The organism is Streptomyces sp. TRM68367, from assembly GCF_014495685.1.
Lineage (GTDB): Bacteria > Actinomycetota > Actinomycetes > Streptomycetales > Streptomycetaceae > Streptomyces.
This window is the reverse complement of the sequence record NZ_JACTVI010000061.1, coordinates 1-26,443: the sequence shown is the minus strand read 5'-3', so window position 1 is coordinate 26,443 and position 26,443 is coordinate 1. Positions and strand designations below refer to the sequence as shown.

Below are 26,443 nucleotides of genomic sequence, written 5' to 3'. Positions count from 1 at the left end.
TGGTGGTTCTGCCTGTACGACTGTTTGAGGGGCCCGGAATGTGACATCGGGACCTCAGCGAGGGAGTTTTCGCAGGTCACGGCGATTGTCAGTGGCGGGGTGCAGCATGGGGTCATGGCGAGGAGAGTGACCGGTGAATCCGGTGGGAGTACGGTGGTGAAGGCGGCCCGGCGCCCGGAGATCCGGCTGCCACCACTCGTGCCGTACGGCGGCGGGCTGGAGCCGGACGGGGACTACGACGGGCTGGAGTTCCGGGACGCGGACCTCGCCGGGCAGGACGGCGGGGGCGCCCGCTTCATGGACTGCGCGCTTGCCGGCTGCGCGCTGGACGAGACCCGCCTGACCCGCGCCCGCTTCCTCGACTCGGTCCTCACCGCCCCGCGTGGCGTCGGCACGGACCTGGCCGAGGCAACCCTGCGCGACGTCGAGCTGACCGACGCCCGCCTGGGAGGCATCCAGTTGCACGGCGCCGTCCTGGAGCGGGTGGTGATCCGCGGCGGCAAGATCGACTACCTGAACCTGCGCGCGGCTCGCCTCAGAGACGTCGTCTTCGACTCCTGCGTCCTGGTCGAACCGGACTTCGCAGGCGCCCGTCTGGAGCGGGTCGAGTTCACCGACTGCGCGGTCAAGGGCGCGGACTTCAACGCGGCGACCCTGACGGACGTCGACCTGCGCGGGGCCGCTTCGCTGGATATCGCGCGGGGAGTGGACCGGTTGGCGGGGGCGGTGATCAGTCCGGGGCAACTGGTGGAGTTGGCGGAGGTGTTCGCGGCGGAGTTGGGGGTGCGGGTGGGGTGACTCCCAGGCCCTTGAGGCACTGGGGAGGCATGCATGCCCGCGGCTTGCGGATGTGGTTGTGCGCCGTCGCGGGGTGTGGTGGTCAGAGGTGTTCTGGTTTTCCGTCGCCGTACAGCCAGTCCCGCCAGATCGGCTCGAAGTCCTTGTCCGGGGCGCTCTGTTCGACGTACGCCGTGAAGTCGGCGGTGTCGGCGTTACCGTGGCGGTGGGCGGTGGCCCAGCCGCGCAGGAGGGCGCGGAAGGCGGGGTCGCCGACGGTGCGGCGGATCTGGTGGAGGACCATCGCGGCGCGCCAGTAGACGGGGCTGCCGGAGATGTCGGCGGCGCGGGGCGGCTGCGCGGGCGGGAAGGACCAGACGTCGGCGTCGGCCTCGGCGGTGTCGAAGTAGTCGCCGGCGTAGAGGGCGTCGAAGGTCTGCTGGGCGCTGTCGCCGCCGTGGTCCTCCTGCCACAGCCACTCCGCGTACGTGGCGAAGCCCTCGTTCAGCCACATGTCCCGCCAGGTCTTCGGGGTGACGGAGTTGCCGTACCACTGGTGGGCGAGTTCGTGGACGAGGAGCGCGGTGTCGGGGGCGCCGGGGAAGACGGGCCGGTTCTGGGTCTCCAGGGCGTACCCGGCGTCGCCCACCCGGTCGACGATCGCGCCGGCGGAGGAGAAGGGGTACGGGCCGAAGTACCGCTCCGCCCAGGTGATGACCTCGGGAATCCGCGCGAGGACCGCCCGGCTCGCGCTCGCCTGGTCCGGGTCGACGGCCGTGTACACCGGTAGGCCGGCAGGGGTCGTGGACCGGCGGAGGTCGTAGGTGCCGATGGCGAGCGTGGCGACGTGGCTCGCCATCGGCTCGGCGGTGCGCCAGGTGAACGTCGTACGGCCGTGCGCGGTGCGCTCGCCGGCGGGCTCCCCGTTGGAGACGGCCCGCAGGTCCTGCGGCACGGTGACCTCGACGGTGTACGACGCCTTGTCGGAGGGGTGGTGGTTGCCGGGGAACCACGTCATCGACCCCACGGGCTCGCCGAGCGCGAGTGCGCCGTCCGCGGTGCGCAGCCAGCCCTCCGAGGAGCCGTCCGGGTCGGTGAGCGCCTGCGGGGAGCCGGAGTAACGGACCGTCAGCCGGAAGGTGCGGCCCTCGTCGAGGTCGTCGCGGGGGCGGACGGTCAGTTCCTGGCCGGCGCGGTTGAAGCGGGCGGTGCGGCCCTCGACGGTGACCTTCTCGACGTCCAGGCCCTTCAGGTCGAGGCTCAGGGCGGACAGGTCACGGGTCGCGCGGGCGGTGAGGGTGGCCGTGCCGGTGAGGTGGTGGGCGTCCGGGTCGTAGGCGAGTCCGAGGGCGTAGTGGGTGACGTCGTAGCCGCCGTTGCCCGCCTTCGGGAAGTACGGGTCGCGCACACCGGACCCGCCCGGGCTGCCGTCGACCCCGCCGCCGCACCCGGCGAGGGCGGCGAGGGCGACGGTGACGGCGAGGAGGCGGGGGGTGCGCACGCAGCGATCCTATGAGCGCCGTGACACCATCACCGGGTGCTCGACATCGGCTACGCCCTCTCCACCCGTTTCCCCGATCCGCCCCAGGCCGACTACCGCCGCGCGGACGTCCACACACTGCGGCACGACCTGTTCTGCGGGGACGTCTATCTCGCCGGCACCGGGAAGGACCGGGAGCTGTCCACAGCCTGGGGATGGGTGCCGGTGCTCGACTTCGCCTGGGCGCTCTGCGACATCGTGGAGCGCATCGACCGGGACCCCGCCGGCTCCCGCGCCGCCCGCCCGCAGCGGGCCGAGCTGGACTTCACCGAGTCCACCGACCGGATGCTGTTCGAGCGCCGCTTCGGCTGGGTGGACATCACGGCGGACTGGCAGCCGTCGGGCGAGCCGCCCCTGTCCTTCTCCCACGCCGAACTGCGCCGCGAGGCCCGCGACTTCCTGCAGGATCTGATCGCCGACCTGTGCGACCTGCACGAGGACCTGGCGGAGAACCCGGCGATCTGGACGCTCCAGGCGCGCTTTCCGCGGGTGAGCTGAGCCACGGGCGGCTCGGGGCGCGTCGGCCGATCAGGGGGAGCGGGGTGCGCCCACCGCCCACCGGGCGCGCCTGGCCGGTCGGGGCGTGCGCGGGCCGGGTGCGTGGGCCGGCTCAGGCGGCGGTGCGCAGCTCCTTGCGCAGCACCGCGCACGGCCGGCCGAGCTGTCGGTCTTCCCGGTGGTCGATGGTCTCGTAGCCGAGGGCGGTCCAGAAGGCGAGGCCCTTGGGGTTGGTGTCGAGGACGGCGAGGCGGACGGCGGAGCGTCCGGCGGCGCGGAACCGGTCCTCGACGAGCCGGGCGAGCCGCCGCCCGTGTCCCTGCCGGTGCCGGCGCGCGTCGACCATCAGCAGGCCGATCCACGGGTCCGGGTCGCGCGGGTCGGGATGCCGGGCGAGGGTGATCGCGATCCCCACCAGGCGCGCTTCGCCGCGCGCCAGCAGCACCTCCACGTCCGGATTCACCAGCTCACCGGCGAGCGCGCCCGCCACCTGCTCCGGGCGGATGTCGTCCGGGTCCGGGAAGTCGCCGCTGAGCGCGTGGAACTCGCGGTTGGTCGCGTACAGGGCGGTGAGTTCGGTGAGCAGCGGGTCCGGGATGCCCTGGCCGGGGGTGAAGGGGAGGGGCTCCAGGATCATGCGGCGTCCCCCTCTGCCGCGTCCCCTTCCGCGGCGGCCTCCGGCTCCCAGCGCAGCAGGTCTCCCGGCTGGCACTCGAGCACCTCGCACAGCGCGGCGAGGGTCGTGAAGCGCACCGCCTTTGCGCGGCCGTTCTTGAGCACCGCCAGGTTGGCGGGCGTGATCCCGACGCGGTCGGCCAGCTCGCCCACGGACATCTTCCGCTTGGCCAGCATCAACGCGATGTCGACGGCGATCGGCATCAGATCACCTCGTCCAGCTCGGCCCGCATCCGCGCCGCCTCGATCTCGCGCGCCACTGCCTGGGCGAGCAGCATCCGCAGCACCAGCACGATGAGCGCCACCCCCAGGACCGCCAGGCTGACCATGCAGACCAGCAGGACGACACCCGGGGCGACGGCCTCGCCCGGCGCCAGGACCACCGCGAGCGCGAACACCAGGGCGGCGGCCGCCACGAAGGCGCCGGTCATGACGTCCACGTACCGGAAAGCGGCGGGGGAGAACACCGTGCCGCGCCGCACCATCGTCACCAGCCGCCATACGCAGAGCAGCACGACCTGGGCGGCCACGACACCCAGGACGGCGATCGCGAGGAACGGGATGCGCAGGTGCGCCATGTCCGGATCGGGGCCCCAGATGTCGACGGCCAGCAGCGGAACCATCATCGCCTGCACGAACACCGAGCCGGCCAGCAGCGCCGCGATCACGGGGCGCAGCGCCAGCACGGTCACCTTCCCCAGCGCCTGACCCATGGCTACCCGCATCGTCTCCCCCTGCCCGCCACCATCCATCGATTCACGAGAGAAACCTATCGAGATTCGATCGGTTAGCACAAGGGTCCACAGCGAGGAGCGAGGGGCGAGAGCCGAGTGGGCGCGGGCCACACACACGAAGGCCCCCGGTGTCACCGGGGGCCTTCGAGGTCGGGGCGTCGTCAGACGTTCACGCCGAAGTCCTGGGCGATGCCCACCAGGCCCGAGGCGTAGCCCTGGCCGACCGCGCGGAACTTCCACTCCGCGCCGTTGCGGTAGAGCTCGCCGAAGACCATGGCGGTCTCGGTGGCGGCGTCCTCGGAGAGGTCGTAGCGGGCGATCTCGGTGCCGCCGGCCTGGTTGACGATGCGGATGTAGGCGTTGCGGACCTGGCCGAAGTTCTGGCTGCGGTTCTCGGCGTCGTAGATCGAGACCGGGAAGACGATCTTGTCGATGTCGGCCGGGAGGGTGGCGAGGTTGACGTTGATCGCCTCGTCGTCGCCCTCGCCCTCACCGGTGCGGTTGTCGCCGGTGTGGACGATGGTGTTGTCCGGCGTCTGCTTGTTGTTGAAGAAGACGAAGTGCGCGTCCGAGTAGACCTTGCCCTGTGTGTTCACCGCGATCGCGGACGCGTCGAGGTCGAAGTCCGTGCCGGTGGTGGTGCGGACGTCCCAGCCGAGGCCCACGGTGACGGCGGTCAGGCCCGGCGCCTCCTTGGTGAGCGAGACGTTGCCACCCTTGGACAGGCTTACAGCCATGGTTCGGGAGTCCCTTCCCTCGTGTACGTACGGCAAGAAGCTACAGCTACCCCTATGAACGCGAGGGGCGGACGCGAGGTTCCAGGTCTCTTTACTTTCTTTACCGAAGACCGGAGTCAGGGATATTCGCGTGACGTGGACCGGACAGAGGCGGGAACATGTACGGCATGTCCGGTCCCTATGTCATCCGTGGCTCCGTCTCCCTGCCCGAGGCCGAGCTGATGTGGCGTTTCTCGCGCTCGTCGGGACCCGGCGGACAGCACGTCAACACCAGTGACACCCAGGTCGAACTGCGGTTCGACCTGGCCCGCACCGAGGCGCTGCCCGAGGTGTGGAAGCAGCGGGCGCTGACGCGGCTGGCGGGACGGCTGGCCGACGGGGTCGTCACCGTACGCGCCGCCGAGCACCGGTCCCAGTGGCGCAACCGCGAGACGGCCGCCGTGCGCCTCGCCGCGCTCCTGGCGGAGGCCACCGCACCCCCGCCCAGGCCGCGCAAGCCGACCCGGGTCCCGCGCGGCATCAACGAGCGGCGGCTGCGGGAGAAGAAGCAGCGGGCGGAGACCAAACGCGGGCGCTCGCCCAAGCACTGGAACTGACTCGCCCAAGCACTGGAACTGAACGGACAGCGGCATGGGACCGGACGGCGTCGGCAGCGATGTTCAGCCGCCACAGACCCGAGCGGAAGAGGCTGCCGTCGCCGTGCCAGTCGATGTTGAAGAAGGCCATCAGAAAGCCGGCCGCGCGGCCCCCGTCGACGATCAGGCGGGGCCAGGCGACGTCGGCGGGATGGACGTACGCCTCCGCGAGGGTCTGCACGACCGGTGAGACCGCGTGTTCCTGGTCGGGGCGGACCCGGATGCCGACGGCGGCGTCGAGGTTTGCGGGAGTGATCTCTTCCAGAGTGGGTGCCGTCACCCGCGCACCCTAGGCGCGCCGACCGGCGGCGGGCCACGGGATTACCGGCTCACCCCAACTGCCGGTACCGCCCCCGGAAATAAGCCAACGGCCTCCCGTCCGAACTCGGCACCCGCGCGCTCAGCACCCGGCCGATCACCAGCGTGTGGTCCCCGGCCGGCACCCGCTGCTCGGTGCGGCATTCCAGGACGGCCAGGGCGCCGCCGACCAGCGGGGCCCCGGAGTGCTCGCCGCGGACGTACGGGATGTCCTGGAACAGCAGCCGGTCGCTGAGCCGGCCCTTCATCGCGAAGCGGCCGGCGATGTGCCGCTGGCTCTGCGAGAGCACCGAGACCGCCCACAGCGGCTGCTCGGCCAGCAGGTCGTCCATACGGGAGCCGTCGCGCAGGCTGACCAGCACCAGGGGCGGATCCAGGGACACCGACATGAAGGCCGTGGCCGTCATGCCCACGTCCTCGCTGCCCGGTGCGCTCGGGTCGTCCGGGTCGAGCGGCGGCTCCTGCGCGGTCACCAGGACCACGCCCGCGGCCAGCCGGGACATGGCGGCGCGGAACTCGTCGTTGCTCACCCCCACAGCATGCCCGGCGGCGGGCGCGGCGGTGATGGGCGGGAGGGGGAAAGGGGGAGTGTTCGGCACGCCGGAGACGCTAGTCCCCGCCTTGCGCGCCCCGCATCGGCCTACGGCCCGAATCGGGTCCTAGGACTCCCGAGCGGGACCTAGGACTCCTGGCGGAACCCCACAAAGTTTGCGTTCGGTAAGTACACCGGAAGTCCGTGGAAACTCCACTCAATTGCTCCTGGTCGCATGTGACTTGAGTCACAAGGGGCGAGAATTGTTGACCCTGTGTACCGAGTGGGCAGCGCGCTGTGATTCAGTGGCGGGGAAGCTGATAGGGCACACCCAGTAAAGGCGCCGAAGAGAACCCTTGATTCGCTACGAGGTCTCGGGGGGAGGGCGAGCATGGAGACCGAGTCGGAGCCGTACGTCCGTCTTGCCTCCTTGCGACAGCTGCACCAGGTCATGGCGGACATGAACACGGCCCGCAGCCTGGCGGACACACTGCAGACCGTCGCCGACGGCGTGGTCGACGGCCTCGGGTACGAGCTCGCATGCGTCAACCTCGTCCGCCCCGACGGCGACCTGGTCGTCGCCGCCCTCGCCGGCAACCCGGCAGCCGAGGCCCTCATCACCGGCCGGGTCGGCTCCCGCGATTCCTGGGAACGGCGCCTGGCCATGGGCGAGCAGTGGGGCGACCTGGTGTTCATACCCCACACCGAAGGCTGGATCCTCGACGACGACGACGTCCCGCAGTGGTACACCGACGGCCCCGCGCCCCGCTTCGAGGACGAGTGGCACCCGGCCGACCGGCTCTTCGCCCCGATGTACGCGCCCGGACCCCAGGGCGGCGGATCCAGCGGCGAGCTGATCGGCGTGCTGTCCGTGGACCGGCCGCGCAACGGCCGGCGGCCCGGCGCCTGGGGCCGCGAGGCCCTCCAGATGTACGCCTTCCAGGCCGCCATCGCGATCAGCAACGCCCGCCTGCGGTCCAACATGCAGCGCGCCCTGGTCCGCCTGGAGCGGGAGCAGCAGGCCCTGCGGGCGAGCGAGGAGAGCTTCCGGCAGGCCTTCGAGTACGCCCCCTCCGGCATGGCCATCGCCGAGATGGGCGGCGAACAGCACGGCCGGATCCTGCGCACCAACGACGCCCTGTGCCGGCTGCTGGGCCGCCCCGCCTCCGCGATGCGCCGCTACTCCTTCTCCGACCTCGTCCACCCCGAGGACATCGGCACGCTGCTGCGGACCTCCGCCGAGGGCGGCCGCGCCGAGCTGCGCCTGGGCCGCCGCGACGGCACGTACGTGTGGGTGTCCCTGCGCAACTCCGTCGTCGCCGACGCCGCCGACGGTCCCCGCTTCCTGCTCACCCACGTCGAGGACATCGAGGAGCGCAAGCGCCGCGAGCTGCAGCTCGCCCACCGCGCCTCGCACGACTCGCTCACCGGCCTGCCCAACTCCGCCGAGCTGCGCTCGCGTCTGTCCGCCCGCCTGTGCCGGCGCCCGCAGTTCCCGCACCCGGCCGCGGTCGACTCCATCGACGCCGCCTACGGCCACCCCGCCCACGGCGGCCACGGCTTCGACTTCCGGCCGGGCAGCGAGCCGTACGACGCCTACGACCACCATGTGCACACCGTCACCCCGCCCGCCGACCGGGACGACGGCACCAAGGGCCTCGCGGTCCTCTTCTGCGACCTCGACGGCTTCAAGTCGATCAACGACCGGTTCGGGCACAACGCCGGCGACGCCGTCCTCATCGAGGTCGCGCGCAGGCTCTCCGGCGGCGTGCGCGACGGCGACACCGTCGCCCGGCTCGGCGGCGACGAGTTCGTGATCCTCGCCGACGGGCTCGGCCGGGCCGACGCCCAGGATCTCGCCGTGCGGCTGCGCAACGAGATCATCCAGCCCATCCGGGCCGAGGGACGGGCCGTGCGGGTCGGCGCCAGCTTCGGGATCGGCTGGGCACACTGCGGCATGACTGCGGACGAAGTGTTGAAATCCGCTGACGAGCGGATGTACGTCGAGAAACGATCTCGTCCCAAACAGCACCGCCGTGCCGGATGACCCCCAGGTCAGCGCATCGATGCGGTGCGAGTCACCCGTTTGGCTCAGGAAGAGCGGGTAGGCTCGCCCTCTCACCACTCGTACCGCATCACCACCGCACCTGTTGAGGAGACCAAGGGATGACGCCCGGCAACAACGGCGCGAGCACGCCCGAGGACGACGACCCGTTCGGCTATCTCTACGCCGACGGTCAGGCCAACGGGGCCCAGCCGCCCTCCGGGGGCTACGGCTATCCGAACTCGGTCAACAGAGTGCATACGGTCGGCACACGCCAGTACGGCCAGCCCGGCCCGAACGCCGGCCAGCCCGCGCAGCCCGGGGCGACCGCCGCGTACGGTCAGGCGCCGCAGCAGCAGGGCGCCTACGGCCAGCCGAACGCGCACTACGCGGCGCCGGAGACGTTCCCGGGCGGGGCGCCCACGACCCAGCAGTCCGTACCGGGCGGCGGCGGCCGGAGCCGCGGCCCCAACACCAAGGGACTGCTGATCGGCGCCGTCGCCGTGGTCGCCGCGGTGGTGATCGGTATCGGTGTGGCGATGCTGGGCGGCAACAACAAGGACAGCGGCTCCGGCAGCGAGGCCGGCGCCACCCCCGAGCAGTCGCAGGAGAACAAGCCGAGCCCGTCGCCCAGCGACAGCCAGGCCGAGGTGAAGCTGCCGACGGTCGACGCGAAGGCGCTGCGCCTGGACGGCGGCGCGACCGTGGCGTCCGACGTCAAGGGCGCCAAGGCGGACGGCGGGTTCTACGTCGCGGGCTTCAACCAGGTCGGCTCCTCGGTCACCTGGACCGTCAACCGCATCCCGAAGTCCGGCAAGTACAGCGTCTACGTCGGCTACAGCGTCCCGGGCAAGGACGCCACCGCCACGCTCACGGTCAACGGCACTGCCGCCAACTCGCCGGTCAACCTGAAGAACTACGCGAAGGCTCCCGAGGGCGACTACGAGAAGGGCTGGACGAAGACCTACAACTGGATCCAGCTCAACAAGAACACGAACACCATCAAGCTCTCGTGTGAGGAGGGCAATCAGTGCGATGCCCTCATCGACCAGCTGTGGCTGGTGAAGGGGTGGGTCAATAGCTGATCCGCCGGGCGCGGCAGGACGGGCAGCGGCGACCGACGTTCCCTCAGGCCGCCTCGGACGGGTCGGTGACGGTGATCTGCGGCAACAGGTCTTCGTAGACGCTGAATCTGAACTCCCCCGCCGTCGGCGCCAGTACGGTCGCCATGGACAGGGCCATCGCACGGGACACCCGCTCCTGCCACGGCAGGCGTTCCACCAGGCCCGAGAGCAGGCCCGCGACCACCGAGTCGCCGGCGCCCGTCGGGTTGCCCCGGACAGCGGTGGGCGGAGCGGCGCGCCAGCGGCCTTCCGGGGTCACCGCGAGCAGCCCCTCCGTGCCCAGCGAGGCGACCACGGCCCGGGCGCCGCGCCTGCGGGCGTCCTGCGTGGCCCGCAGCGGCTCGTGCGAACCGGTGAGCTCCGCCAGCTCCTCCGCGTTCGGCTTCACCAGGTCCGGCCGGGCGGCGACCCCCCGGCGCAGCGCCTCCCCGCTGGTGTCCAGCAGCACCGGGACCGCGGCGGCGCGAGCAATCCGCACCAGCCCGGCGTACGCGCCCACCGGCACACCCGGCGGCAGGCTGCCGCACAGGGCCACCGCGGAGGCACCGGCGAGCAGATCCTCGTACGCCTCCTGGAAGGCGCCCCACTCGGCGGGCGAGATGGTCGGCCCCGGCTCGTTGAGCTGGGTCGTGTCGCCGGTCCGCTCGTCCACGACCGCGATGGTGCGCCGGGTCGCGCCGCCGACCGGTACCAGTGCGTCCACCACACCCGGCACGGCCCTGAGGCGGTCCTGTACGACCCTCCCGGTCGCGCCGCCCGTGAAGCCGGTGACCGTCACCTCGTGCCCGAGGGCCGCCAGGACCCGGGCCACGTTGACACCCTTGCCACCGGGCCGTTCCGTCACCTCGGAGACCCGGTGGGAGGCGTGCGGCGTGAGGGACCGCACGCGGTACGTGATGTCGAGAGCGGTGTTCAGCGTGACCGTGAGGATCACCTGGCCCGACCTCCCCCGAAAATGTGCTTGCCGTAAGTTCCGGAGGTTCGATCATGCCAAAGAGACGGCGGTCGGCCCAGCCCCGCCGTCGGCCAACGTGCGCACGGCGGATTCTCTACTGCCGGGTGGCTCAGCCCAGTTGGGGATCGACCACCCATTCGCCGCGCCGCATCACGCCCTTGAGGCCGAAGCCGGCGTCCAGCACGACCAGGTCGGCGTACTTGCCGGGCTCCAGGGAGCCGATCTCGTCGTCCATCCCCAGCAGCCGGGCCGGGTTGGCCGACAGGGCCGCCACCACGTCCTCCACCGGGAGCCGGTCGATCGTCACCGCCCGCTGGAAGGCGCGGTCCAGGGTGAGCGTGGAGCCCGCGATCGAGTCGCCCTCCACCAGCCGGGCCACGCCGCCCTCCACCTCGACCTCCAGCGGGCCGAGCATGTAGCGGCCGTCGCCGAATCCGGCCGCGTCCATCGCGTCCGTGATGAACGCGACCCGCCGCCCGCCCGCGTGATGGAACGCCAGCTGGAGGGCGGCCGGATGCAGATGCGTGCCGTCGTTGATCAGCTCGACCGTGACGCGCTCGTCCTCCAGCAGGGCCGCGATCGGGCCGGGGTCGCGGTGGCCCAGCGGCGGCATCGCGTTGAACAGGTGCGTCGCCACCGTCGCGCCCGCCTCGATCGCCTCCACCGTCTGCTCGTACGTCGCGTCCGTGTGCCCCACCGCCGCGATCACGCCGTGCTCAGCGAGCAGCCGTACGGAGTCGATGCCGCCGGGCAGTTCGGTGGCGAGGGTGACCATCTTCGCCTTCCCGCGCGCGGCGTCGATCAGCTTGCGCACCTCCGCCGCGTCCGGGTCGCGCAGCAGGTCCGCCGAATGGGCGCCCTTGCGGCACGGGGAGATGAACGGGCCCTCGAAGTGGATGCCGGCGATGTCGCCCTGCTCGGCGAGTTCGCTGAGCAGACCGGCGCGCTGGGTGAGGAAGTCCATGTCGGCCGTGACCGTGGAGGCGACCAGGGTGGTGGTCCCGTGCAGACGGTGGGTGTGGATGCCCTTGACCACGTCGTCTGCCGTGCCCGAAGTGAACGAAGCCCCGCCGCCGCCGTGGTTGTGGATGTCTACGAAGCCGGGGACCACGTAGTGGCCGGTGAGGTCGATCACCTGGGCGTCTTCTGGAGCTGTGCCGGTGATGCGGGTGCCGTCGACGATCACTTGGGCGTCTTGGACGGTTCCTGCGGGGAGGACTGCCGTTGCGCCGGAGAGCACCAGGGGGGTTCGGTGCGTTGCGGGGTGCAGGCTCGTGGGGGCTGGTCGCGCACACGCGGCGGAGCCGCAAGATGTCACGTCCCGCGCCCCTGGGGCGTTGGCCATCAGCGAGTTACCTCCTTGCGGTCGGTTCGGTTGAGGAGATCCCAGGCCAGTTGCCCGGCGCCGAGGCATCCCGCCGTGTCGCCCAGGGCCGCCGGGACGATCTCCGGCAGCTTCTGGAAAGTGAGGCGCTGCTGGATGGCGGTCCGCAGGGGTGTGAACAAGGTTTCCCCGGCCTCCGCCAGGCCGCCACCGATGATCAGGGTGCGGGGGTCCAGGAGGGTGAGGGCGGTGACCAGGCCGTCCGCTAGGGCGGCTACGGCGTGTTGCCAGACTCGTACGGCGTTCGGGTCGCCGGACGCGACGGCCTTGGCGCAGTCGGCCGCGTCCGCTTCCGGGTCCCCGCTTGCCGCTGCCCATGCCTCGCTGACCGCCGCCGCCGACGCGAAGCGCTCCAGGCAGCCGTGCCGGCCGCACGGGCACGGGGTCCCACCGGGGCGTACGACGATGTGGCCGATCTCGCCCGCGAAGCCGTGCGCACCCGCCTCCACCCGGCCGTCGACGCCGATCGCGCCCGCGATGCCGGTGCCGAGGGCGACGAAGAGGAACCGGTCGGCGCCCCGGCCCGCGCCGACACGGGCCTCGGCGAGGCCGCCGGTGCGTACGTCGTGGCCGAGGGCGACCGGGATGCCCAGCTTGTCGGCGAGAAGGGCGCGCAGGGGTACGTCGCGCCAGCCCAGGTTGGCCGCGTAGACGGCGATGCCGCGCGCCTCGTCGACGATGCCGGGCACCGCGACGCCGACGGCGGCCGCGGGCTCACCGAAGCGCTGCTCGCCGTGGGCGTGCAGCTCGGCGGCGAAGCCGAGGAGGGCCTCGACGACGGCCTCGGGCCCGCGCTCCCGCCCGGTGGCCAGGCGCGCCTGGTGCAGCAGTTCGCCGTCGGCCCCGGTCAGGGCGGCCTTCATCCCGGTGCCGCCCACGTCGAGGGCGATGACATGTCTCACGGAGACAGTGTGGCCCGCGGACCCGCGAGAGGTCTAGTCCACTCGTGTGGTGTAGACCTTAGCTGCAGAGCATTATGTATGACGTTTCGAATGTTTCGAACTTGGTGGGGCAATGACTGTGCAGCGGCGTTGGACTGGAACGATCGCGGTGGTGTCCGCACTGGGCATGACGGTGGTCCTCGGCGGCTGCGGAGTGAACGGCGGCGGCTCCGGCAGCGGCACCACCCTGAAGCTGGTCGCCGCCGACTACGGCGACAGCGCGGCCAACAGCTCGCGGAAGTACTGGGACGAGTTGGTCAAGGCCTACGAGGAGAAGCACCCCGGGGTGACCGTCGACGTCAGCGTGTACTCCTGGAACGACGTCGACCGCAAGGTCAAGGAGATGGTCGACGCGGGCGACCCGCCGGACCTGGCGCAGATCGGCGCGTACGGGGCCTACGCGGCGAAGGGGCTGCTGTACCGGGCCGACGACGTGCTGTCGATCCCCACCCAGGCCAACTTCGTCTCGCAGCTGGCCGCCGCGGGGCAGGTGAGGGGGGTGCAGTACGGCATGCCGTTCGCGGCCTCCACGCGCGTGCTCTTCTACAACAAGACGCTGTTCGAGAAGGCCGGCATCACCCCGCCGAAGACCTGGGCCGGCCTCGCCGCGGACGCGCGGGCGCTGAAGGCGGAGGGCGTGAAGTACCCGTACGCCCTGCCGCTCGGGCCCGAGGAGGCGCAGGCCGAGACCATGCAGTGGATGCTCAGCGGCGGGGGCGGCTACACCGACACCGTCGGCACGTACGACATCGACTCCGCGCAGAACGTCGAGACGTTCCGCTGGCTGAAGGACGAGCTGGTCGGCAAGGGGCTGACCGGGCCGGTGGCGCCGGGGAAGCTGAACCGGGCGGCCGCGTTCGCGGCGTTCGCCGACGGTCAGGTCGGGATGCTCAACGGGCATCCGTCACTGATGAAGATGGCCGCCGACAAGGGCGTGAAGTTCGGCATGGTGCCGACGCCCGGGATCAACGGCGAGAGCAAGGCCACGCTGGGCGTCGCCGACTGGATGATGGCGTTCAAGAAGAACGGCCGTCAGGACGAGATCGGTGACTTCCTCAACTTCGTGTACGACGACGAGAACGTGCTCAAGTTCTCCCGCGAGTACGACCTGCTGCCGGTCACCAGCTCCGCGTCCGAGAAGATGAGCGGGGCCAAGCAGGACAAGGCGCTGAAGCAGTTCCTGGACGAGCTGTTGCTGTCGGAGCTGTATCCGGTGGGCAAGACGTCGTGGGCCGACGTCAGCGCGGAGATCAAGAACCGCATCGGGCAGGCCGTGGCGCCGGGCGGGGATCCGGCGAGTGTGCTGGGGCAGATCCAGCGGACGGCTACGACGGAGGAGAGCGCGGAGTAGCGGGCCCAGTCGGCCCGGCCTCGGTCGAGTGTCAGTGGCGGGGGTTACGGTGCCGGGCATGGGAGATGAGCGACGGGAGCAGCTGGGGCGCGGGGAGCTGGACATCCTGGCGCTGGAGCGGCGGGGGTTTTCGGGGCTCGGGGCGAAGGAACGGGCGATACGGGAGGAGCTGGGGCTGGCGCCGGTGCGCTATTACCAGCTTCTCAACGCCCTGCTGGACGATCCGCGTGCGCTGAAGGCGGATCCGGTGACGGTGCACCGGCTGTGGAGGGTGCGGGCGGGGCGGCGGGCGGAGCGGTGAGGGCGTACGCGGCGGAGGACGGGCGCGTGCCGGCGCCGTTCCGTGGATAGGGTCGCCGTATGGCCAGTCACGAGGACCCGACCGAGAACGCCCTCCCCGCACCGACGACAGCGGCCGGCCGGGACGGACTGCAGGCGATCCTCACCCGCCCCTCCCGCGCGGTGATCGCCCTCGACTTCGACGGGACGCTCGCGCCGATCGTGCCGGACCCCGAGCAGGCGCGGGCCCACCCGGAGGCGGTACCGGCGCTGGCGGCGCTGGCGCCGAAGGTGGCGGCGGTGGCGGTGATCACCGGCCGGCCGGCGGAGGTCGCGGTCCGCTACGGCGGCTTCGCGGGCGTGCCGGGCCTGGAGCACCTGGTGGTCCTGGGCCACTACGGCGCGGAGCGCTGGGACGCCGCGACGGGTGAGGTGACGGCGCCCGCCCCCCACCCCGGCGTGGCAGCGACGCGAGCGGAGTTGCCGGGGGTCCTGCGCAGAGCCGGGGCGGCGGACGAGGGGGTCTGGATCGAGGAGAAGGGCGGCCGGGCGGTAGCGGTTCACACGCGCCGGGCGGCGGACCCCCAGGCAGCCTTCGAAGCCCTCCGCACCCCTCTCGCAGACCTAGCGGCCCACCACGGTCTCCACCTCGAACCGGGCCGCATGGTCCTGGAACTCCGCCCCCCGGGCATGGACAAGGGCGTGGCCCTCACCGAATACGTCCGCGACCTCACCGCCACCTCCGTCCTCTACGCCGGCGACGACCTCGGTGACCTCCCCGCCTACACTGCCATCGACGAACTCCGCACCAACGGCACCCCCGGCGTCCTGGTCTGCAGCGGCAGCGAAGAGGTCGCCGAGCTGCGCACGAGGGCCGACGTGGTGGTCGACGGCCCGCAGGGCGTGGTGACCTTCCTCCGCACCCTGGCATCCCACATCCGATAGTTCCGGCCGGGTGCGGGTTGTGTCATATGCCTGCGGCGGCCTGTGCGGCTTCAAACCCCACGGCCCCCGGTCAGTCGTTCAGCGCGGCCAGCTGGTCCAGGAACCACTGCGTCGGCGGCAACTGGGTCGCGGCGGCGGCCAGCCTCTTCGTGCGCTCGGCCCGCTCCTCCGCCGGCACGGCCAAGGCCTCCCGCAACGCCTCCGCCGTACCGGTCACGTCGTACGGGTTGACCCCGATCGCCTCGTCAGCCAGCTCCTCCCACGCCCCGGCCTCCCGCGACAGCACCAGCACGCACCCCTCGTCGGAGACGACCGGAACCTCCTTGGCGACGAGGTTCATGCCGTCCCGGATGGGATTCACCAGCGCCACGTCGGCCAGCCGGTACGCGGCCAGGGAGCGGGCGAAGTCGTCCTGGACGTGGAGGACGACGGGGCGCCAGTCCGGGGTGCCGTACTCGTCGTTGACCGACTCCGCCAGCCGCTGCACCTCCGCCGTGTAGTCGCGGTACACGGCGAGGTCCTGCCGGGAGGGGTAGGCGAAGGCGACGTGGACGACGCGTTCGTGCCACTCCGGGTGGGACGCCAGCAACTCTCGGTAGGCCAGTAGGCCTCGCGCGATGTTCTTCGAGAGTTCCGTGCGGTCGACGCGGACGATCGTGTGGCGCAGGCGTCCGTCGGGACCCGTACCGATCTCGGCGCGCAGCGTGGGCAGCCTCTCCTCGACGTCCGCCTCATGCGAACGCTTCCGCAGGAAGTCCGCGTCGGCCCCCAGCCCGTGCACACCGACCCGCGTGTCCCCGAGGCCGCCCACGAACGCCGTGGCGCACGCCTCGAACGCGTCTGCCCAGCGGCGCGTCAGGAAGCCCAGCCGGTCGGCACCCAGCATGCCTCGCAGGACCTGGCCGGCCACGTCGTCCGGTAGCATCCGGAAGTACTCGGGGGGCGCCCAGGGCGTGTGGGAGAAGTGGCCGATGCGGAGATCCGGGCGCAGGGCGCGGAGCATGCCGGGGACCAGGGTGAGGTGGTAGTCCTGGACCACCACCGACGCCCCCTGCGCCGCCTCCTCCGCCAGTGCTTCGGCGAAGGCGCGGTTGTACGTCTCGTACGACGCCCACTGGCGGCGGAACTCCGCGTCGAAGACCGGCTCCAGCGGGGTCTGGTAGAGCATGTGGTGCACGAACCACAGGACCGAGTTCGCGATGCCGTTGTACGCGTCCGCGTGCACGTCCGCGGGGATGGCGAGCATGCGCACGCCCCGCTCGCCGACCCCGCGCCGGACCGCCTCGCGGTCGCCGTCGGACAGCGCCGAGCAGATCCACAGCGCGTCGGCGTCGGCGCCGATCGCCGAGAGGCCGGAGACCAGCCCGCCGCCGCCGCGTTTGGCGTGCAGCGATCCGTCCTCGCGCACCTCGTAGGACACCGGGCCGCGGTTGGACGCGACCAGTACCTGAGCCTTCTGATCAGCACCGCGTGTGGAAGCCATACGCCTCAACCTAGCCCGGCCCCGAAACGCTCAAACGTTCGGCGCGGCTTCGCGGGGGAGTCGGCTGGTTCCTGTACGCCCGGTGTGACAGCAGTACCGTCCTGTGGGTTGTGTACCTGACCTGCGAGCAGGACTCCGCCGGCGTCTGGCGGTGGTCGGACGGCCGGCCCGGCTGACACGCGCCCCTCAATTGCCTCAGGCCTGCCCGCCCCTGCGTCCTCACGCCGCCTTCCGTGCCGCGTACTCCGCGATCTCGATCATCGGCGGCCGCTCCTCGGTGTCCACGGAGTACGTCCGCGGCTCGAAGCCGTCCTCGCCCCGTTCGAACTGGGTGAGGGAGGGGCGGATGAGGTGGCCGCGGGCCAGGCGGAGCTGGGCCGTGCGGTAGATCGCGGCGGACATCCGGCCGAGGGCCTGGCCGTCCTGGTGACGGTGCTTGCGCACGCCCACGTCGACCTGGGCCAGGGAGTCCAGGCCCACCAGGTGCAGGGCGTCGACCAGCATGCCCAGCTCCACGCCGTAGCCGACGGGGAACGGGAGCTGTTCGAGGAGGGTGCGGCGGGCCGCGTACTCGCCGCCCAGCGGCTGGACGAAGCCCGCGAGCTGCGGCCAGTGCATGTTGAGCAGGGGGCGGGCCATGAGTTCCGTGACGCGGCCGCCCTGGCCCGCGGCAGCGCCGAGGGGGCGGTCGTACATCGCCTTCACCAGGTCGACCCCGGGGGTCGTCAGCAGCGGGCCCACGATGCCGGAGACGAAGTCGGAGGAGAACTCCTTCAGGTCCGCGTCGATGAAGCAGACGATGTCCCCGCGGGTGGCCAGCAGCGAGCGCCAGAGGACCTCGCCCTTGCCGGGGACCGTGGGGATACGGGGGAGGATCCCGTCCCGGTGGACCACCGTCGCGCCGGCGGCCGCCGCCACCTCGGACGTGCGGTCGGTGGAGCCGGAGTCGACGACGACGATCTCGTCCACCAGCGGCACCTGCTGCATCAGGTCGTGGCGGATGATCGCGACGATGTCGCCGACCGTGCCCTCCTCGTTGAGCGCGGGCAGCACGACGCTGACCGACTGGCCGGTGGCGCGTTTGGCCGCCATGATCTGATGGAGCGGGCGATCGGTCACGGACCAGGAGCGGGTGCGCAGCCAGCGCTCGACTTCTTCCAGCACGGTCAGCGGCTCCTCACTGTTCGGAGTCACGAGGATCACCCTGTGATCCATCTCGCGGTTCGGACGACTATCTCAACTGTCCTGGCCGTCGGTTACAGTCTTGAACAACGCGGATGACCATCGCATGTCCGGGGTCGCCCGTTGTTGACAACCGCATACAGCTCATCCAGAGGGGCAGAGGGATACGGCCCGTTGAAGCCCCGGCAACCCTCCAGTCGGTTCTCGTTCAGGAGCGAGGCTCCCGACTAGGGAAGGTGCCAAGTCCGTCTCACGGCGAGATGCGTCGTGAGGAAGATGAGGAGAAAGGGCCTCGCCTCACATGGCTGTGCAGACTGTTGCAAGCACCACCACCGACTCCGTTGACCTGGGCCCCGCCGCCGCCCTCTCCTGCCGCGAGTGCGGTCACCGGGTACCCCTCGGCCCGGTCTTCGCCTGCGAGGAGTGTTTCGGCCCGCTGGAGATCGCCTACGACTTCTCGGTCAACTCGAAGGCCGACACCGAGGAGCTCCGGGGGCGCATCGAGGCTGGACCCGCGAACATCTGGCGCTACGCGCCGCTGCTGCCCGTCCCCGCGGACGTGGCGACCAAGCCGAACATCAACCCCGGCTGGACCAAGCTCGTCCAGGCCGACAACCTCGCGCGCGAGCTGGGCGTGACCGGCGGCCTTTACGTGAAGGACGACTCCGGCAACCCGACGCACTCCTTCAAGGACCGGGTCGTCGCCCAGGCCCTGGAGGCCGCCCGCGTCTTCGGCTTCACCACCCTCTCCTGCTCCTCCACCGGCAACCTCGCCGGTGCCGTCGGCGCCGCCGCCGCCCGTGCCGGCTTCCGCTCCTGCGTGTTCATCCCGCACGACCTGGAGCAGGGCAAGGTCGTCATGGCCGCGGTCTACGGCGGCGACCTCGTCGGCATCGAAGGCAACTACGACGACGTGAACCGCTTCTGCTCCGAGCTGATCGGCGACCCCGCCGGTGAGGGCTGGGGCTTCGTCAACGTCAACCTGCGGCCGTACTACGCGGAGGGATCCAAGACCCTCGCGTACGAGATCTGCGAGCAGCTGGGCTGGCGGCTGCCCGACCAGCTCGTGGTGCCGATCGCCTCCGGCTCGCAGCTCACGAAGATCGACAAGGGGCTGCAGGAGCTGATCAAGCTCGGGCTCGTCGAGGACAAGCCGTACAAGATCTTCGGCGCGCAGGCCGAGGGCTGCTCGCCGGTTTCCACCGCCTTCAAGGCCGGGCACGAGGTCGTCCGGCCGCAGAAGCCGAACACCATCGCCAAGTCGCTGGCCATCGGCAACCCGGCCGACGGGCCGTACGTCCTCGACATCGCGCGCCGTACCGGCGGTGCGGTGGAGGACGTGACCGACGAGCAGGTGGTCGACGCGATCAAGCTGCTGGCCCGCACCGAGGGCATCTTCGCCGAGACGGCGGGCGGTGTGACCGTGGGCGTGACCCGCAAGCTCATCGAGAACGGCGTCCTCGACCCCACCAAGACCACCGTCGTCCTGAACACCGGCGACGGCCTCAAGACCCTCGACGCGGTGGCCGGCACCGGCCTCACCGCCACCATCCGCCCGAACCTGGACTCCTTCCGAGAGGCTGCCCTCGCATGAGCGTGACCGTCCGCATCCCCACCATCCTGCGCACCTACACCGGCGGCCAGGCCGAGGTGAGCGCCGAGGGCGCGACCCTCGCCGCGGTCATCGCCGATCTGGAGAAGAACCACACCGGCATCGCCGCCCGCGTGCTGGACGACCAGGGCAAGCTGCGCCGGTTCGTCAACGTGTACGTGAATGACGACGACGTCCGCTTCGAGCAGGGGCTGGAGACCCCCACCCCGGCGGGTGCGGGCGTGTCCATCATTCCGGCGGTCGCCGGAGGCTGCTGATACCCGGGACAGCGCGTGATACCCGCGAGTAGTAACCGTGGGTAACAGCGATTACCGAGCGTTCATCCCACGCGGCGCAGCCGCAATCGATGCAGTGCCCCCTCCGTGAGAGAAACGGAGGGGGCAATTCTGCATGGTTGAGCGCGGTACAGTTGGGGAACGCGTTGCCGATCAGGCGGGTGAGCGCCCGGAAACCTGCTCCATGGCCGACAAGAAGTAGCCAAAGTGTGCAGGTCTTTTGTGTCTTTTGTTCCCTTTTGCGGGGTCCGACTTGCCCGGAAGTCTGGCGAATTCTCGGTAGATTCCGGACCCGGTGTGCCCGGAATTCTCGTCCGATTGACCTGTTGCAGACGGCAGTTGGGCAGATACATTCAGCCGCGGTCGACGCGTTCCGGCGCACGCCCCCAACGATTTGGGGGGTGAGGTCTGACCCGGATCCGCGAAGTGTGGATCTGTGCAAGGGCCAGTAATAGGGGAGTTAGGCATGGCTCAGGGCACCGTCAAGTGGTTCAACGCGGAGAAGGGGTACGGCTTCATCGCGGTCGACGGTGGTGCGGACGTCTTCGTCCACTACAGCGCGATCCAGATGGACGGGTACCGCACCCTTGAAGAGGGTCAGCGGGTCGAGTTCGAGATCTCGCAGGGCCAGAAGGGCCCGCAGGCCGACATGGTTCGCGTCACCGCCTGAACGTTCTGGAGCGAAGGGCCCGCACCCACCGGGTGCGGGCCCTTCGCGCTGCCCCCGACGGGGCGGAGTACACCGGACCCGCTTGCGCCCACCCGTCGCCCGACCGCCACCCCTCAACGAGCCCGCTTCGCGGGCGCGCCTTGCGCCCACCCGTCGCCCGACCGCCACCCCTCAACGAGCCCGCTTCGCGGGCGCGCCTTGCACTCGAGGGGGTCGAGTGCTAATCATTGGCGTTAGCACTCTGAAGGTGAGAGTGACAACTGGAAGGACCGGGTCGGTGAGGCCACGGGCCGGGTGGGGCAAGGAACCACCGGCCGGGGCCGTCCGTCGCGGGCGCGGGCGCGGTCCGAAGTAATCACCCCCAGTCCTGGGAGGACCACTTCACATGGCCAAGATCATCGCGTTCGACGAGGAGGCGCGGCGCGGCCTCGAGCGCGGCATGAACCAGCTCGCGGACGCCGTCAAGGTGACCCTCGGCCCGAAGGGCCGCAACGTCGTCCTCGAGAAGAAGTGGGGCGCCCCCACGATCACCAACGACGGCGTCTCCATCGCCAAGGAGATCGAGCTCGAGGACCCGTACGAGAAGATCGGCGCCGAGCTGGTCAAGGAAGTAGCGAAGAAGACGGACGACGTCGCCGGTGACGGCACGACGACCGCTACGGTCCTGGCTCAGGCGCTGGTCAAGGAGGGCCTGCGCAACGTCGCCGCCGGCGCCAACCCGATGGCCCTCAAGCGCGGCATCGAGCGTGCCGTCGAGGCCGTCTCCGCCGCCCTGCTGGAGCAGGCGAAGGACGTCGAGACCAAGGAGCAGATCGCCTCCACGGCGTCCATCTCCGCCGCCGACACCCAGATCGGCGAGCTCATCGCCGAGGCCATGGACAAGGTCGGCAAGGAAGGCGTCATCACCGTCGAGGAGTCCCAGACCTTCGGTCTGGAGCTGGAGCTCACCGAGGGCATGCGCTTCGACAAGGGCTACATCTCGGCGTACTTCGCCACCGACATGGAGCGTATGGAGGCCGTCCTCGACGACCCGTACATCCTGATCGCCAACTCCAAGATCTCCAACGTCAAGGACCTGCTCCCGCTCCTGGAGAAGGTCATGCAGTCGGGCAAGCCGCTGCTGATCATCGCCGAGGACGTCGAGGGCGAGGCCCTGTCGACCCTGGTCGTCAACAAGATCCGCGGCACCTTCAAGTCCGTCGCCGTCAAGGCACCGGGCTTCGGTGACCGCCGCAAGGCCATGCTCGGCGACATCGCCATCCTCACGGGCGGCGAGGTCATCTCCGAGGAGGTCGGCCTCAAGCTGGAGAACGCCACGATCGACCTGCTGGGCAAGGCCCGCAAGGTCGTCATCACCAAGGACGAGACCACCATCGTCGACGGTGCCGGCGCCAGCGAGCAGGTCACCGGCCGCGTGAACCAGATCCGCGCCGAGATCGAGAACAGCGACTCCGACTACGACCGCGAGAAGCTCCAGGAGCGCCTGGCCAAGCTCGCGGGCGGCGTGGCCGTCATCAAGGCCGGTGCCGCAACCGAGGTCGAGCTGAAGGAGCGCAAGCACCGCATCGAGGACGCGGTGCGCAACGCCAAGGCGGCCGTCGAGGAGGGCATCGTCGCCGGTGGCGGCGTGGCCCTGCTCCAGGCCGCCACGGTCTTCGAGAAGCTGGACCTCGAGGGTGACGAGGCGACCGGCGCCAACGCCGTGAAGCTCGCCCTGGAGGCCCCGCTCAAGCAGATCGCCGTCAACGGTGGTCTTGAGGGCGGCGTCGTCGTGGAGAAGGTCCGCAACCTTCAGATCGGCCACGGCCTGAACGCCGCGACCGGTGAGTACGTCGACATGATCGCCGAGGGCATCATCGACCCGGCGAAGGTCACGCGTTCCGCCCTGCAGAACGCCGCGTCGATCGCCGCGCTGTTCCTCACCACCGAGGCCGTCATCGCCGACAAGCCGGAGAAGGCGGGCGCCGCCCCGGCCGGCGGCGGCATGCCGGGTGGCGACATGGACTTCTGATCCTCACGAGGATCGGATCCGTCCTTCGTACGAGGGCGGCACTCCCTGGAGACAGGGGGTGCCGCCCTCGGGCGTTGCCGGAGGAGGGGTAAATGGCCGCCTCGTGGCCAGGATCACAGCGATGGCGCCGTGGGGCTGGAATGACCGGTGTGTGGGGGCTGTTGACCCGGTGGACGCGTTTTATGCGCGTGCATATACCGGCTGGTCCACGTCCGTCACCGAAGGAGCCCAGTGACCGTCACCGCCTCCGAGTCCGCCGTTGACCGCGCGGCCGAGATCCTCTCCCGGCCCGCCTCGATCAACGGCCTGACCGTCCCGAACCGCATCGTGATGGCGCCGATGACCCGGATGTTCTCGCCGGGCGGCGTCCCGGGTGAGGATGTCGTGTCGTACTACGGCCGCCGCGCCGCCGCAGGCGTCGGTCTGATCGTCACCGAGGGCACGTACGTCGGGCACGAGTCTGCCGGGCAGAGCGACAGTGTCCCGCGGTTCCACGGGGCGGAGCAGTTCGCGGGGTGGGCCAAGGTCGCCGAGGCCGTGCACGCGGGGGGCGGCACGATCGTGCCGCAGCTGTGGCACATCGGCATGGTGCGCGAGCAGGGCCAGCCGCCGTACCCCGAGGCGCCCGCCCTCGGCCCCTCCGGGCTGCGCCTCGACGGCACCGAGGGCACCGGCAGGGCCATGACCCAGCGCGACCTGGACGACGTGATCGGCGCGTTCGCCGAGGCCGCCGCTGCCGCCGAGCGCATCGGCTTCGACGGCGTGGAGATCCACGGCGCCCACGGCTACCTCGTCGACCAGTTCCTGTGGGCCGGCACCAACCGCCGCACCGACGCCTACGGCGGCGACCCCGTGGCCCGTACGAAGTTCGCGGCGGAGATCGTCGCCGCCGTACGGGAGACGGTCTCCCCGGAGTTTCCGGTGATCTTCCGGTACTCGCAGTGGAAGCAGGACGCCTATGACGCCCGGCTCGCCGGGACCCCGGAGGAACTGGAGGCGATCCTGAGCCCGCTTACGGCGGCCGGTGTGGACGCCTTCCACGCCTCCACGCGGCGCTACTGGCTGCCGGAGTTCGAGGGGTCGGACCTGAACCTGGCGGGCTGGACGAAGAAGCTGACGGGCAAGGCCGCGATCACGGTCGGGTCGGTGGGACTGGACGGGGACTTCCTCCAGGCGTTCCAGGGGCAGGGGTCGGAGGTGGGCAGCCTCGAGAACCTGCTCGACCGGCTGGAGCGGGACGAGTTCGAGCTGGTCGCGGTGGGGCGTGCGCTGCTGCAGGACCCGGAGTGGGCGGCGAAGGTGCTGGGCGGTCGCTTCGGCGAGCTGCGGGCGTACGACCCGGCGTCGCTGAAGTCGCTGAGCTGACCTCCCCTTGATTGAGTAACTCAACTACGGTGGGACTCCCGTAGTGAGGAGCCCCGATGACGACCAGCGAGTCCCGCCCGCCGCAGTCCGGCTCCGCCGAGCCCGTCGTGCGCACCGCCGCCGGTGCGGTGCGCGGGCGGCAAGAGGACGGACTCGCGGTGTTCCGCGGGATCCCGTTCGCCCAGCCGCCCGTGGGGGAGGCCCGGTTCGCCGCGCCGCGTCCCGCCTCCGCCTGGGGCGGCGTACGGGAGGCGTCCGCCTTCGGCCCGCCGCCCCCGCAGGAGTCCGGCGTCCAGGGCCGTACCGGCGTCCTGGACGCGCCGGAGGGCGACGACTGGCTGACGGTCAACGTCTGGACCCCCGACCCCGACCCGGCCGCCCGCCGCCCGGTCATGGTGTGGATCCACGGCGGTGCCTACAAGCTCGGCCACTCCGGCAGCCCCGGCTACGACGCCCGCCTGATCGCCCGCGACGGCGACCTGGTCGTCGTCACTCTCAACTACCGCGTCGGCATGGAGGGTTTCGCCCGCATCGAGGGGGCGCCCGCCAACCGCGGCCTGCTCGACCAGGTGGCCGCCCTGGAGTGGGTGCGGGACAACATCACGGCGTTCGGCGGCGACCCCGGGCAGGTGACCGTGTTCGGCGAGTCGGCGGGCGCCGGGTCCGTCGCCGCGCTGCTGGCCATGCCGAGCGCGGCGGGCCTGTTCCGGCGCGCGATCGCGCAGAGTGTGCCGGGGACGTACTTCTCCGACGAGCTGGCCCGGGACATCGGCACCGCCCTCGCCGCCGAGGCGGGCCTGCGCCCGACCGCAGCCGACCTGTCGGCCGTGGACCCGCGCCGGCTGACGGCGGCGGGCGAGGCGCTGAGCGCGAAGATGCTCCAGTACCAGGACCGCTGGGGCCAGGTCGCCCCCACCGTCACCCCCTTCTCCCCGGTGGTCGACGGCGAGGTGCTGCCGGCCACCCCGTGGCGGGCGCTGGCGGCCGGGTCGGCCCGGGACATCGACCTGGTCACCGGCCACAACCGCGACGAGTACCGCCTCTTTCTCGCCCTCGCGGGCAAGCTCGGCCGGATCCCCGACGACGAGGCGACGGCGACCCTGCGCCTGTTCGCCCCCGGCCCGGACGGCGACCGGGCCTACCGCGCCGCCCACCCCGGGGCCACACCGAGCGAGCTGTACGAACGCGTCCTGACCGACTGGCTGTTCGGCATGCCCTCCCTCCACCTGGCCGAGGCGCAGGTGACCGGCGGCGGACACGCCCACGTCTACGAGCTGACCTGGCCGGCCCCCGGCCAGGACGGAGCCTTCGGCGCCTGCCACGGCCTGGACATCCCCCTGCTCTTCGGCACGTTCGCCGCCGACCTCGGCCTCCTGCTGTTCCCCGGCGGCGAGCCCACACCCGAGGGCGAGGCGCTGTCGGCCCGCTTCCGCGCGTCCTGGACGGAGTTCGCCCGGAGCGGCGACCCAGGCTGGCCGGCGTACGGCCCGGAGCAGCGGCTGGTGCAGGTGCTGGACGCCGAACCGAAGGTCACGCCGTACCCGGAGGAGGCGTCACGCCGCCTGTGGGAGGGGTACGACTTCCCGGAGCTGCCGCTGCTGACGTGACGCGCCCGGCCGTGCCTACAGGTTGCCCATCGGCTCGATGTCGATCCGCACGGGCGTGCCCCACACGCGCAGCACCTCGTAGTCCGTGAACTCGTGCACGAGCCGGTAGGCCATCGCGGGCCGGGTGCCGCGCCGCTGGGCGGCGAGATACTGCTCGGCCTCGCGGCGGTCCCGGCGCGGGGTGCCGCACAGCTGCCACGCCTGGCCGTTCCACAGCTCCGGCAGCCAGCGCTGCTGGGGCTGGGGGCGGTCACCGCTCACCCCGTACCGGGACGGGACCGGGTCGGCCGGGTGCGGGCGCGGGACCGGGCCGTTGAACTCGGCGCGGCGGGCCGCGCGGCGCCGGGTCTCGCACAGCAGGCACAGGTCGGGCGCGCTCTCGTCGACCGGTCCGGTGGGGTGCTCCGGGCAGCGCGTGCTGGGCGCGGTGCCGGTGACGCTCTCCTCCAGCAGGTCCACGGCGCGCTTGAGATCGGCGTTGATCTCGTGCAGCCGGGCGTCCGGGGTGTCGGCGGTGAGGGCCTCGCCGTGCTCGCCGAGGAGGCGGAGGGCGCGGCCCAGGGCGGTCAGCTGAGCGTGGTTCACGGCGCGCGTCTTTCGGTTCGGGTGAGTGTCCGGTCGGGTTCGGCTCCGGGACTCCACCGTCGCACACGGCACTGACAACGCGGTCCCGGGCGGCCCCGGTCTACCTCTGATCTTGCGCAGTGCGCCGCCCTTCAGGGCGGTGGTGAAGCGCATCTCAAGACTGCTCTGACCCGTACCAGGGGCA

At 71.3% G+C, this 26,443-nt stretch carries 26 protein-coding genes, 1 pseudogene and 1 riboswitch; of the genes and pseudogenes, 14 read left to right on the top strand and 13 right to left on the bottom strand.

The genetic code is table 11. The features are described from left to right. Positions 1–114: 114 nt before the first annotated feature. Positions 115–798, top strand: a complete 684-nt coding sequence (locus H8R17_RS30125) for a pentapeptide repeat-containing protein (RefSeq protein WP_187826388.1) — start codon at positions 115–117, stop codon at positions 796–798. An 82-nt stretch (positions 799–880) separates the two neighbouring features. On the opposite strand, the gene H8R17_RS30120 is transcribed toward H8R17_RS30125, so the two are convergent. Then, positions 881–2,278 carry a M1 family metallopeptidase gene (locus tag H8R17_RS30120; protein WP_187826387.1) on the bottom strand — a complete coding sequence of 466 codons (1,398 nt, stop codon included), beginning with the start codon at positions 2,276–2,278 and terminating at the stop codon, positions 881–883. A gap of 36 nt (positions 2,279–2,314) precedes the next feature. Here H8R17_RS30120 and H8R17_RS30115 point away from each other — a divergent pair, with 36 nt between their 5' ends. After that, the gene (locus H8R17_RS30115) at positions 2,315–2,815 is read left to right on the top strand and encodes a hypothetical protein (protein WP_187826386.1); all 501 of its coding nucleotides are present in this window, start codon (positions 2,315–2,317) and stop codon (positions 2,813–2,815) included. A gap of 112 nt (positions 2,816–2,927) precedes the next feature. Here the strand turns inward: H8R17_RS30115 and H8R17_RS30110 are convergent, their stop codons facing one another. From H8R17_RS30110 to H8R17_RS30095, 4 genes are all read right to left on the bottom strand, one after another. Further along, entirely contained in the window at positions 2,928–3,452 is a 525-nt protein-coding gene (locus H8R17_RS30110) for a GNAT family N-acetyltransferase (protein WP_187826385.1), read from the bottom strand. Continuing rightward, entirely contained in the window at positions 3,449–3,694 is a 246-nt protein-coding gene (locus H8R17_RS30105; protein WP_187826384.1) for a helix-turn-helix transcriptional regulator, read from the bottom strand. Before H8R17_RS30105 ends, H8R17_RS30110 begins: the two co-directional genes overlap by 4 nt. Beyond that, positions 3,694–4,191, bottom strand: coding sequence for a DUF2975 domain-containing protein (locus H8R17_RS30100; RefSeq protein ID WP_187826408.1), 498 nt, complete (start codon positions 4,189–4,191; stop codon positions 3,694–3,696). The genes H8R17_RS30105 and H8R17_RS30100 overlap by 1 nt, the downstream gene beginning before the upstream one ends. 194 nt (positions 4,192–4,385) lie before the next feature. Then, positions 4,386–4,961, bottom strand: a complete 576-nt coding sequence (locus tag H8R17_RS30095; protein ID WP_187826383.1) for a TerD family protein — start codon at positions 4,959–4,961, stop codon at positions 4,386–4,388. Positions 4,962–5,119: 158 nt separating this feature from the next. On the opposite strand from H8R17_RS30095, the gene arfB reads away from it, so the two are divergent. Beyond that, positions 5,120–5,557 (top strand): alternative ribosome rescue aminoacyl-tRNA hydrolase ArfB, encoded by a 438-nt coding sequence (arfB, locus tag H8R17_RS30090; protein ID WP_187826382.1) that lies wholly within the window; start codon positions 5,120–5,122, stop codon positions 5,555–5,557. Between the two features lie 52 nt (positions 5,558–5,609). Here the strand turns inward: arfB and H8R17_RS47530 are convergent. Next, positions 5,610–5,876: pseudogene (locus H8R17_RS47530) on the bottom strand (GNAT family N-acetyltransferase); the annotation flags it as partial. 49 nt (positions 5,877–5,925) lie between these two features. Then, positions 5,926–6,513, bottom strand: coding sequence for a flavin reductase family protein (locus H8R17_RS30085; RefSeq protein ID WP_187826381.1), 588 nt, complete (start codon positions 6,511–6,513; stop codon positions 5,926–5,928). Between the two features lie 324 nt (positions 6,514–6,837). Between H8R17_RS30085 and cdgB the strand changes: the two genes are divergently transcribed. Together cdgB and H8R17_RS30075 are read left to right on the top strand one after the other, a co-directional pair. After that, positions 6,838–8,493 carry a diguanylate cyclase CdgB gene (cdgB, locus tag H8R17_RS30080; RefSeq protein WP_187826380.1) on the top strand — a complete coding sequence of 552 codons (1,656 nt, stop codon included), beginning with the start codon at positions 6,838–6,840 and terminating at the stop codon, positions 8,491–8,493. 119 nt (positions 8,494–8,612) lie between these two features. After that, on the top strand, positions 8,613–9,575 hold the full coding sequence (locus H8R17_RS30075; RefSeq protein WP_187826379.1) for a CBM35 domain-containing protein: 963 nt from the start codon (positions 8,613–8,615) through the stop codon (positions 9,573–9,575). Between the two features lie 43 nt (positions 9,576–9,618). Here H8R17_RS30075 and H8R17_RS30070 read toward each other — a convergent pair whose 3' ends face one another. The 3 genes from H8R17_RS30070 to H8R17_RS30060 all read right to left on the bottom strand — a co-directional run bounded on the left by H8R17_RS30070 (position 9,619) and on the right by H8R17_RS30060 (position 12,855). Then, complete coding sequence (locus tag H8R17_RS30070; RefSeq protein WP_187826378.1) at positions 9,619–10,548, bottom strand: 1-phosphofructokinase family hexose kinase; 930 nt, start codon at positions 10,546–10,548, stop codon at positions 9,619–9,621. A gap of 130 nt (positions 10,549–10,678) precedes the next feature. Further along, complete coding sequence (nagA, locus tag H8R17_RS30065; protein WP_316959566.1) at positions 10,679–11,809, bottom strand: N-acetylglucosamine-6-phosphate deacetylase; 1,131 nt, start codon at positions 11,807–11,809, stop codon at positions 10,679–10,681. A gap of 104 nt (positions 11,810–11,913) precedes the next feature. Beyond that, positions 11,914–12,855, bottom strand: a complete 942-nt coding sequence (locus H8R17_RS30060; protein ID WP_187826376.1) for an ROK family protein — start codon at positions 12,853–12,855, stop codon at positions 11,914–11,916. Between the two features lie 112 nt (positions 12,856–12,967). On the opposite strand from H8R17_RS30060, the gene H8R17_RS30055 reads away from it, so the two are divergent. From H8R17_RS30055 to otsB, 3 genes are read left to right on the top strand one after another with little or no spacing between them, the layout of a single operon-like run. Next, on the top strand, positions 12,968–14,245 hold the full coding sequence (locus H8R17_RS30055) for an ABC transporter substrate-binding protein (protein ID WP_262505618.1): 1,278 nt from the start codon (positions 12,968–12,970) through the stop codon (positions 14,243–14,245). 58 nt (positions 14,246–14,303) lie between these two features. Beyond that, on the top strand, positions 14,304–14,546 hold the full coding sequence (locus H8R17_RS30050) for a DUF3263 domain-containing protein (protein WP_187826375.1): 243 nt from the start codon (positions 14,304–14,306) through the stop codon (positions 14,544–14,546). Between the two features lie 59 nt (positions 14,547–14,605). After that, the gene (gene otsB / locus H8R17_RS30045; RefSeq protein ID WP_187826374.1) at positions 14,606–15,469 is read left to right on the top strand and encodes a trehalose-phosphatase; all 864 of its coding nucleotides are present in this window, start codon (positions 14,606–14,608) and stop codon (positions 15,467–15,469) included. 70 nt (positions 15,470–15,539) lie between these two features. Here otsB and H8R17_RS30040 read toward each other — a convergent pair whose 3' ends face one another. Continuing rightward, positions 15,540–16,952: a trehalose-6-phosphate synthase gene (locus H8R17_RS30040; RefSeq protein ID WP_187826373.1), complete on the bottom strand. Its 1,413-nt coding sequence runs from the start codon at positions 16,950–16,952 to the stop codon at positions 15,540–15,542. 219 nt (positions 16,953–17,171) lie between these two features. Further along, the gene (locus tag H8R17_RS30035; RefSeq protein WP_187826406.1) at positions 17,172–18,116 is read right to left on the bottom strand and encodes a glucosyl-3-phosphoglycerate synthase; all 945 of its coding nucleotides are present in this window, start codon (positions 18,114–18,116) and stop codon (positions 17,172–17,174) included. Positions 18,117–18,275: 159 nt separating this feature from the next. Further along, positions 18,276–18,417: riboswitch (SAM riboswitch) on the top strand. Positions 18,418–18,435: 18 nt separating this feature from the next. Between H8R17_RS30035 and thrC the strand changes: the two genes are divergently transcribed. The 6 genes from thrC (at position 18,436) to H8R17_RS30005 (ending at position 25,674) form a co-directional block, all read left to right on the top strand. Then, positions 18,436–19,728 (top strand): threonine synthase, encoded by a 1,293-nt coding sequence (thrC, locus tag H8R17_RS30030; protein WP_187826372.1) that lies wholly within the window; start codon positions 18,436–18,438, stop codon positions 19,726–19,728. Continuing rightward, the gene (locus H8R17_RS30025; RefSeq protein WP_187826371.1) at positions 19,725–20,003 is read left to right on the top strand and encodes a MoaD/ThiS family protein; all 279 of its coding nucleotides are present in this window, start codon (positions 19,725–19,727) and stop codon (positions 20,001–20,003) included. Before thrC ends, H8R17_RS30025 begins: the two co-directional genes overlap by 4 nt. A gap of 484 nt (positions 20,004–20,487) precedes the next feature. After that, positions 20,488–20,691, top strand: coding sequence for a cold-shock protein (locus H8R17_RS30020; protein WP_004986573.1), 204 nt, complete (start codon positions 20,488–20,490; stop codon positions 20,689–20,691). Positions 20,692–21,076: 385 nt separating this feature from the next. Beyond that, entirely contained in the window at positions 21,077–22,702 is a 1,626-nt protein-coding gene (groL, locus tag H8R17_RS30015; protein ID WP_187826370.1) for a chaperonin GroEL, read from the top strand. 231 nt (positions 22,703–22,933) lie between these two features. After that, positions 22,934–24,067, top strand: coding sequence for an NADH:flavin oxidoreductase (locus tag H8R17_RS30010; RefSeq protein WP_187826369.1), 1,134 nt, complete (start codon positions 22,934–22,936; stop codon positions 24,065–24,067). Positions 24,068–24,123: 56 nt separating this feature from the next. Then, entirely contained in the window at positions 24,124–25,674 is a 1,551-nt protein-coding gene (locus H8R17_RS30005) for a carboxylesterase/lipase family protein (RefSeq protein ID WP_187826368.1), read from the top strand. 15 nt (positions 25,675–25,689) lie between these two features. Here the strand turns inward: H8R17_RS30005 and H8R17_RS30000 are convergent, their stop codons facing one another. Next, the gene (locus H8R17_RS30000; protein ID WP_187826367.1) at positions 25,690–26,259 is read right to left on the bottom strand and encodes a hypothetical protein; all 570 of its coding nucleotides are present in this window, start codon (positions 26,257–26,259) and stop codon (positions 25,690–25,692) included. Positions 26,260–26,443 lie beyond the last annotated feature (184 nt).

What these genes read in the sequence shown, in the direction of transcription:
- H8R17_RS30125 (WP_187826388.1), top strand. Translation starts at nt 115, where the DNA reads ATGGCGAGGAGAGTGACCGGTGAATCCGGTGGGAGTACGGTGGTGAAG.
- H8R17_RS30110 (WP_187826385.1), bottom strand. Translation starts at nt 3,452, where the DNA reads ATGATCCTGGAGCCCCTCCCCTTCACCCCCGGCCAGGGCATCCCGGAC.
- H8R17_RS30105 (WP_187826384.1), bottom strand. Translation starts at nt 3,694, where the DNA reads ATGCCGATCGCCGTCGACATCGCGTTGATGCTGGCCAAGCGGAAGATG.
- H8R17_RS30095 (WP_187826383.1), bottom strand. Translation starts at nt 4,961, where the DNA reads ATGGCTGTAAGCCTGTCCAAGGGTGGCAACGTCTCGCTCACCAAGGAG.
- arfB (WP_187826382.1), top strand. Translation starts at nt 5,120, where the DNA reads ATGTACGGCATGTCCGGTCCCTATGTCATCCGTGGCTCCGTCTCCCTG.
- cdgB (WP_187826380.1), top strand. Translation starts at nt 6,838, where the DNA reads ATGGAGACCGAGTCGGAGCCGTACGTCCGTCTTGCCTCCTTGCGACAG.
- H8R17_RS30075 (WP_187826379.1), top strand. Translation starts at nt 8,613, where the DNA reads ATGACGCCCGGCAACAACGGCGCGAGCACGCCCGAGGACGACGACCCG.
- H8R17_RS30055 (WP_262505618.1), top strand. Translation starts at nt 12,968, where the DNA reads ATGACTGTGCAGCGGCGTTGGACTGGAACGATCGCGGTGGTGTCCGCA.
- H8R17_RS30050 (WP_187826375.1), top strand. Translation starts at nt 14,304, where the DNA reads ATGGGAGATGAGCGACGGGAGCAGCTGGGGCGCGGGGAGCTGGACATC.
- otsB (WP_187826374.1), top strand. Translation starts at nt 14,606, where the DNA reads ATGGCCAGTCACGAGGACCCGACCGAGAACGCCCTCCCCGCACCGACG.
- H8R17_RS30040 (WP_187826373.1), bottom strand. Translation starts at nt 16,952, where the DNA reads ATGGCTTCCACACGCGGTGCTGATCAGAAGGCTCAGGTACTGGTCGCG.
- thrC (WP_187826372.1), top strand. Translation starts at nt 18,436, where the DNA reads ATGGCTGTGCAGACTGTTGCAAGCACCACCACCGACTCCGTTGACCTG.
- H8R17_RS30025 (WP_187826371.1), top strand. Translation starts at nt 19,725, where the DNA reads ATGAGCGTGACCGTCCGCATCCCCACCATCCTGCGCACCTACACCGGC.
- H8R17_RS30020 (WP_004986573.1), top strand. Translation starts at nt 20,488, where the DNA reads ATGGCTCAGGGCACCGTCAAGTGGTTCAACGCGGAGAAGGGGTACGGC.
- groL (WP_187826370.1), top strand. Translation starts at nt 21,077, where the DNA reads ATGGCCAAGATCATCGCGTTCGACGAGGAGGCGCGGCGCGGCCTCGAG.
- H8R17_RS30005 (WP_187826368.1), top strand. Translation starts at nt 24,124, where the DNA reads ATGACGACCAGCGAGTCCCGCCCGCCGCAGTCCGGCTCCGCCGAGCCC.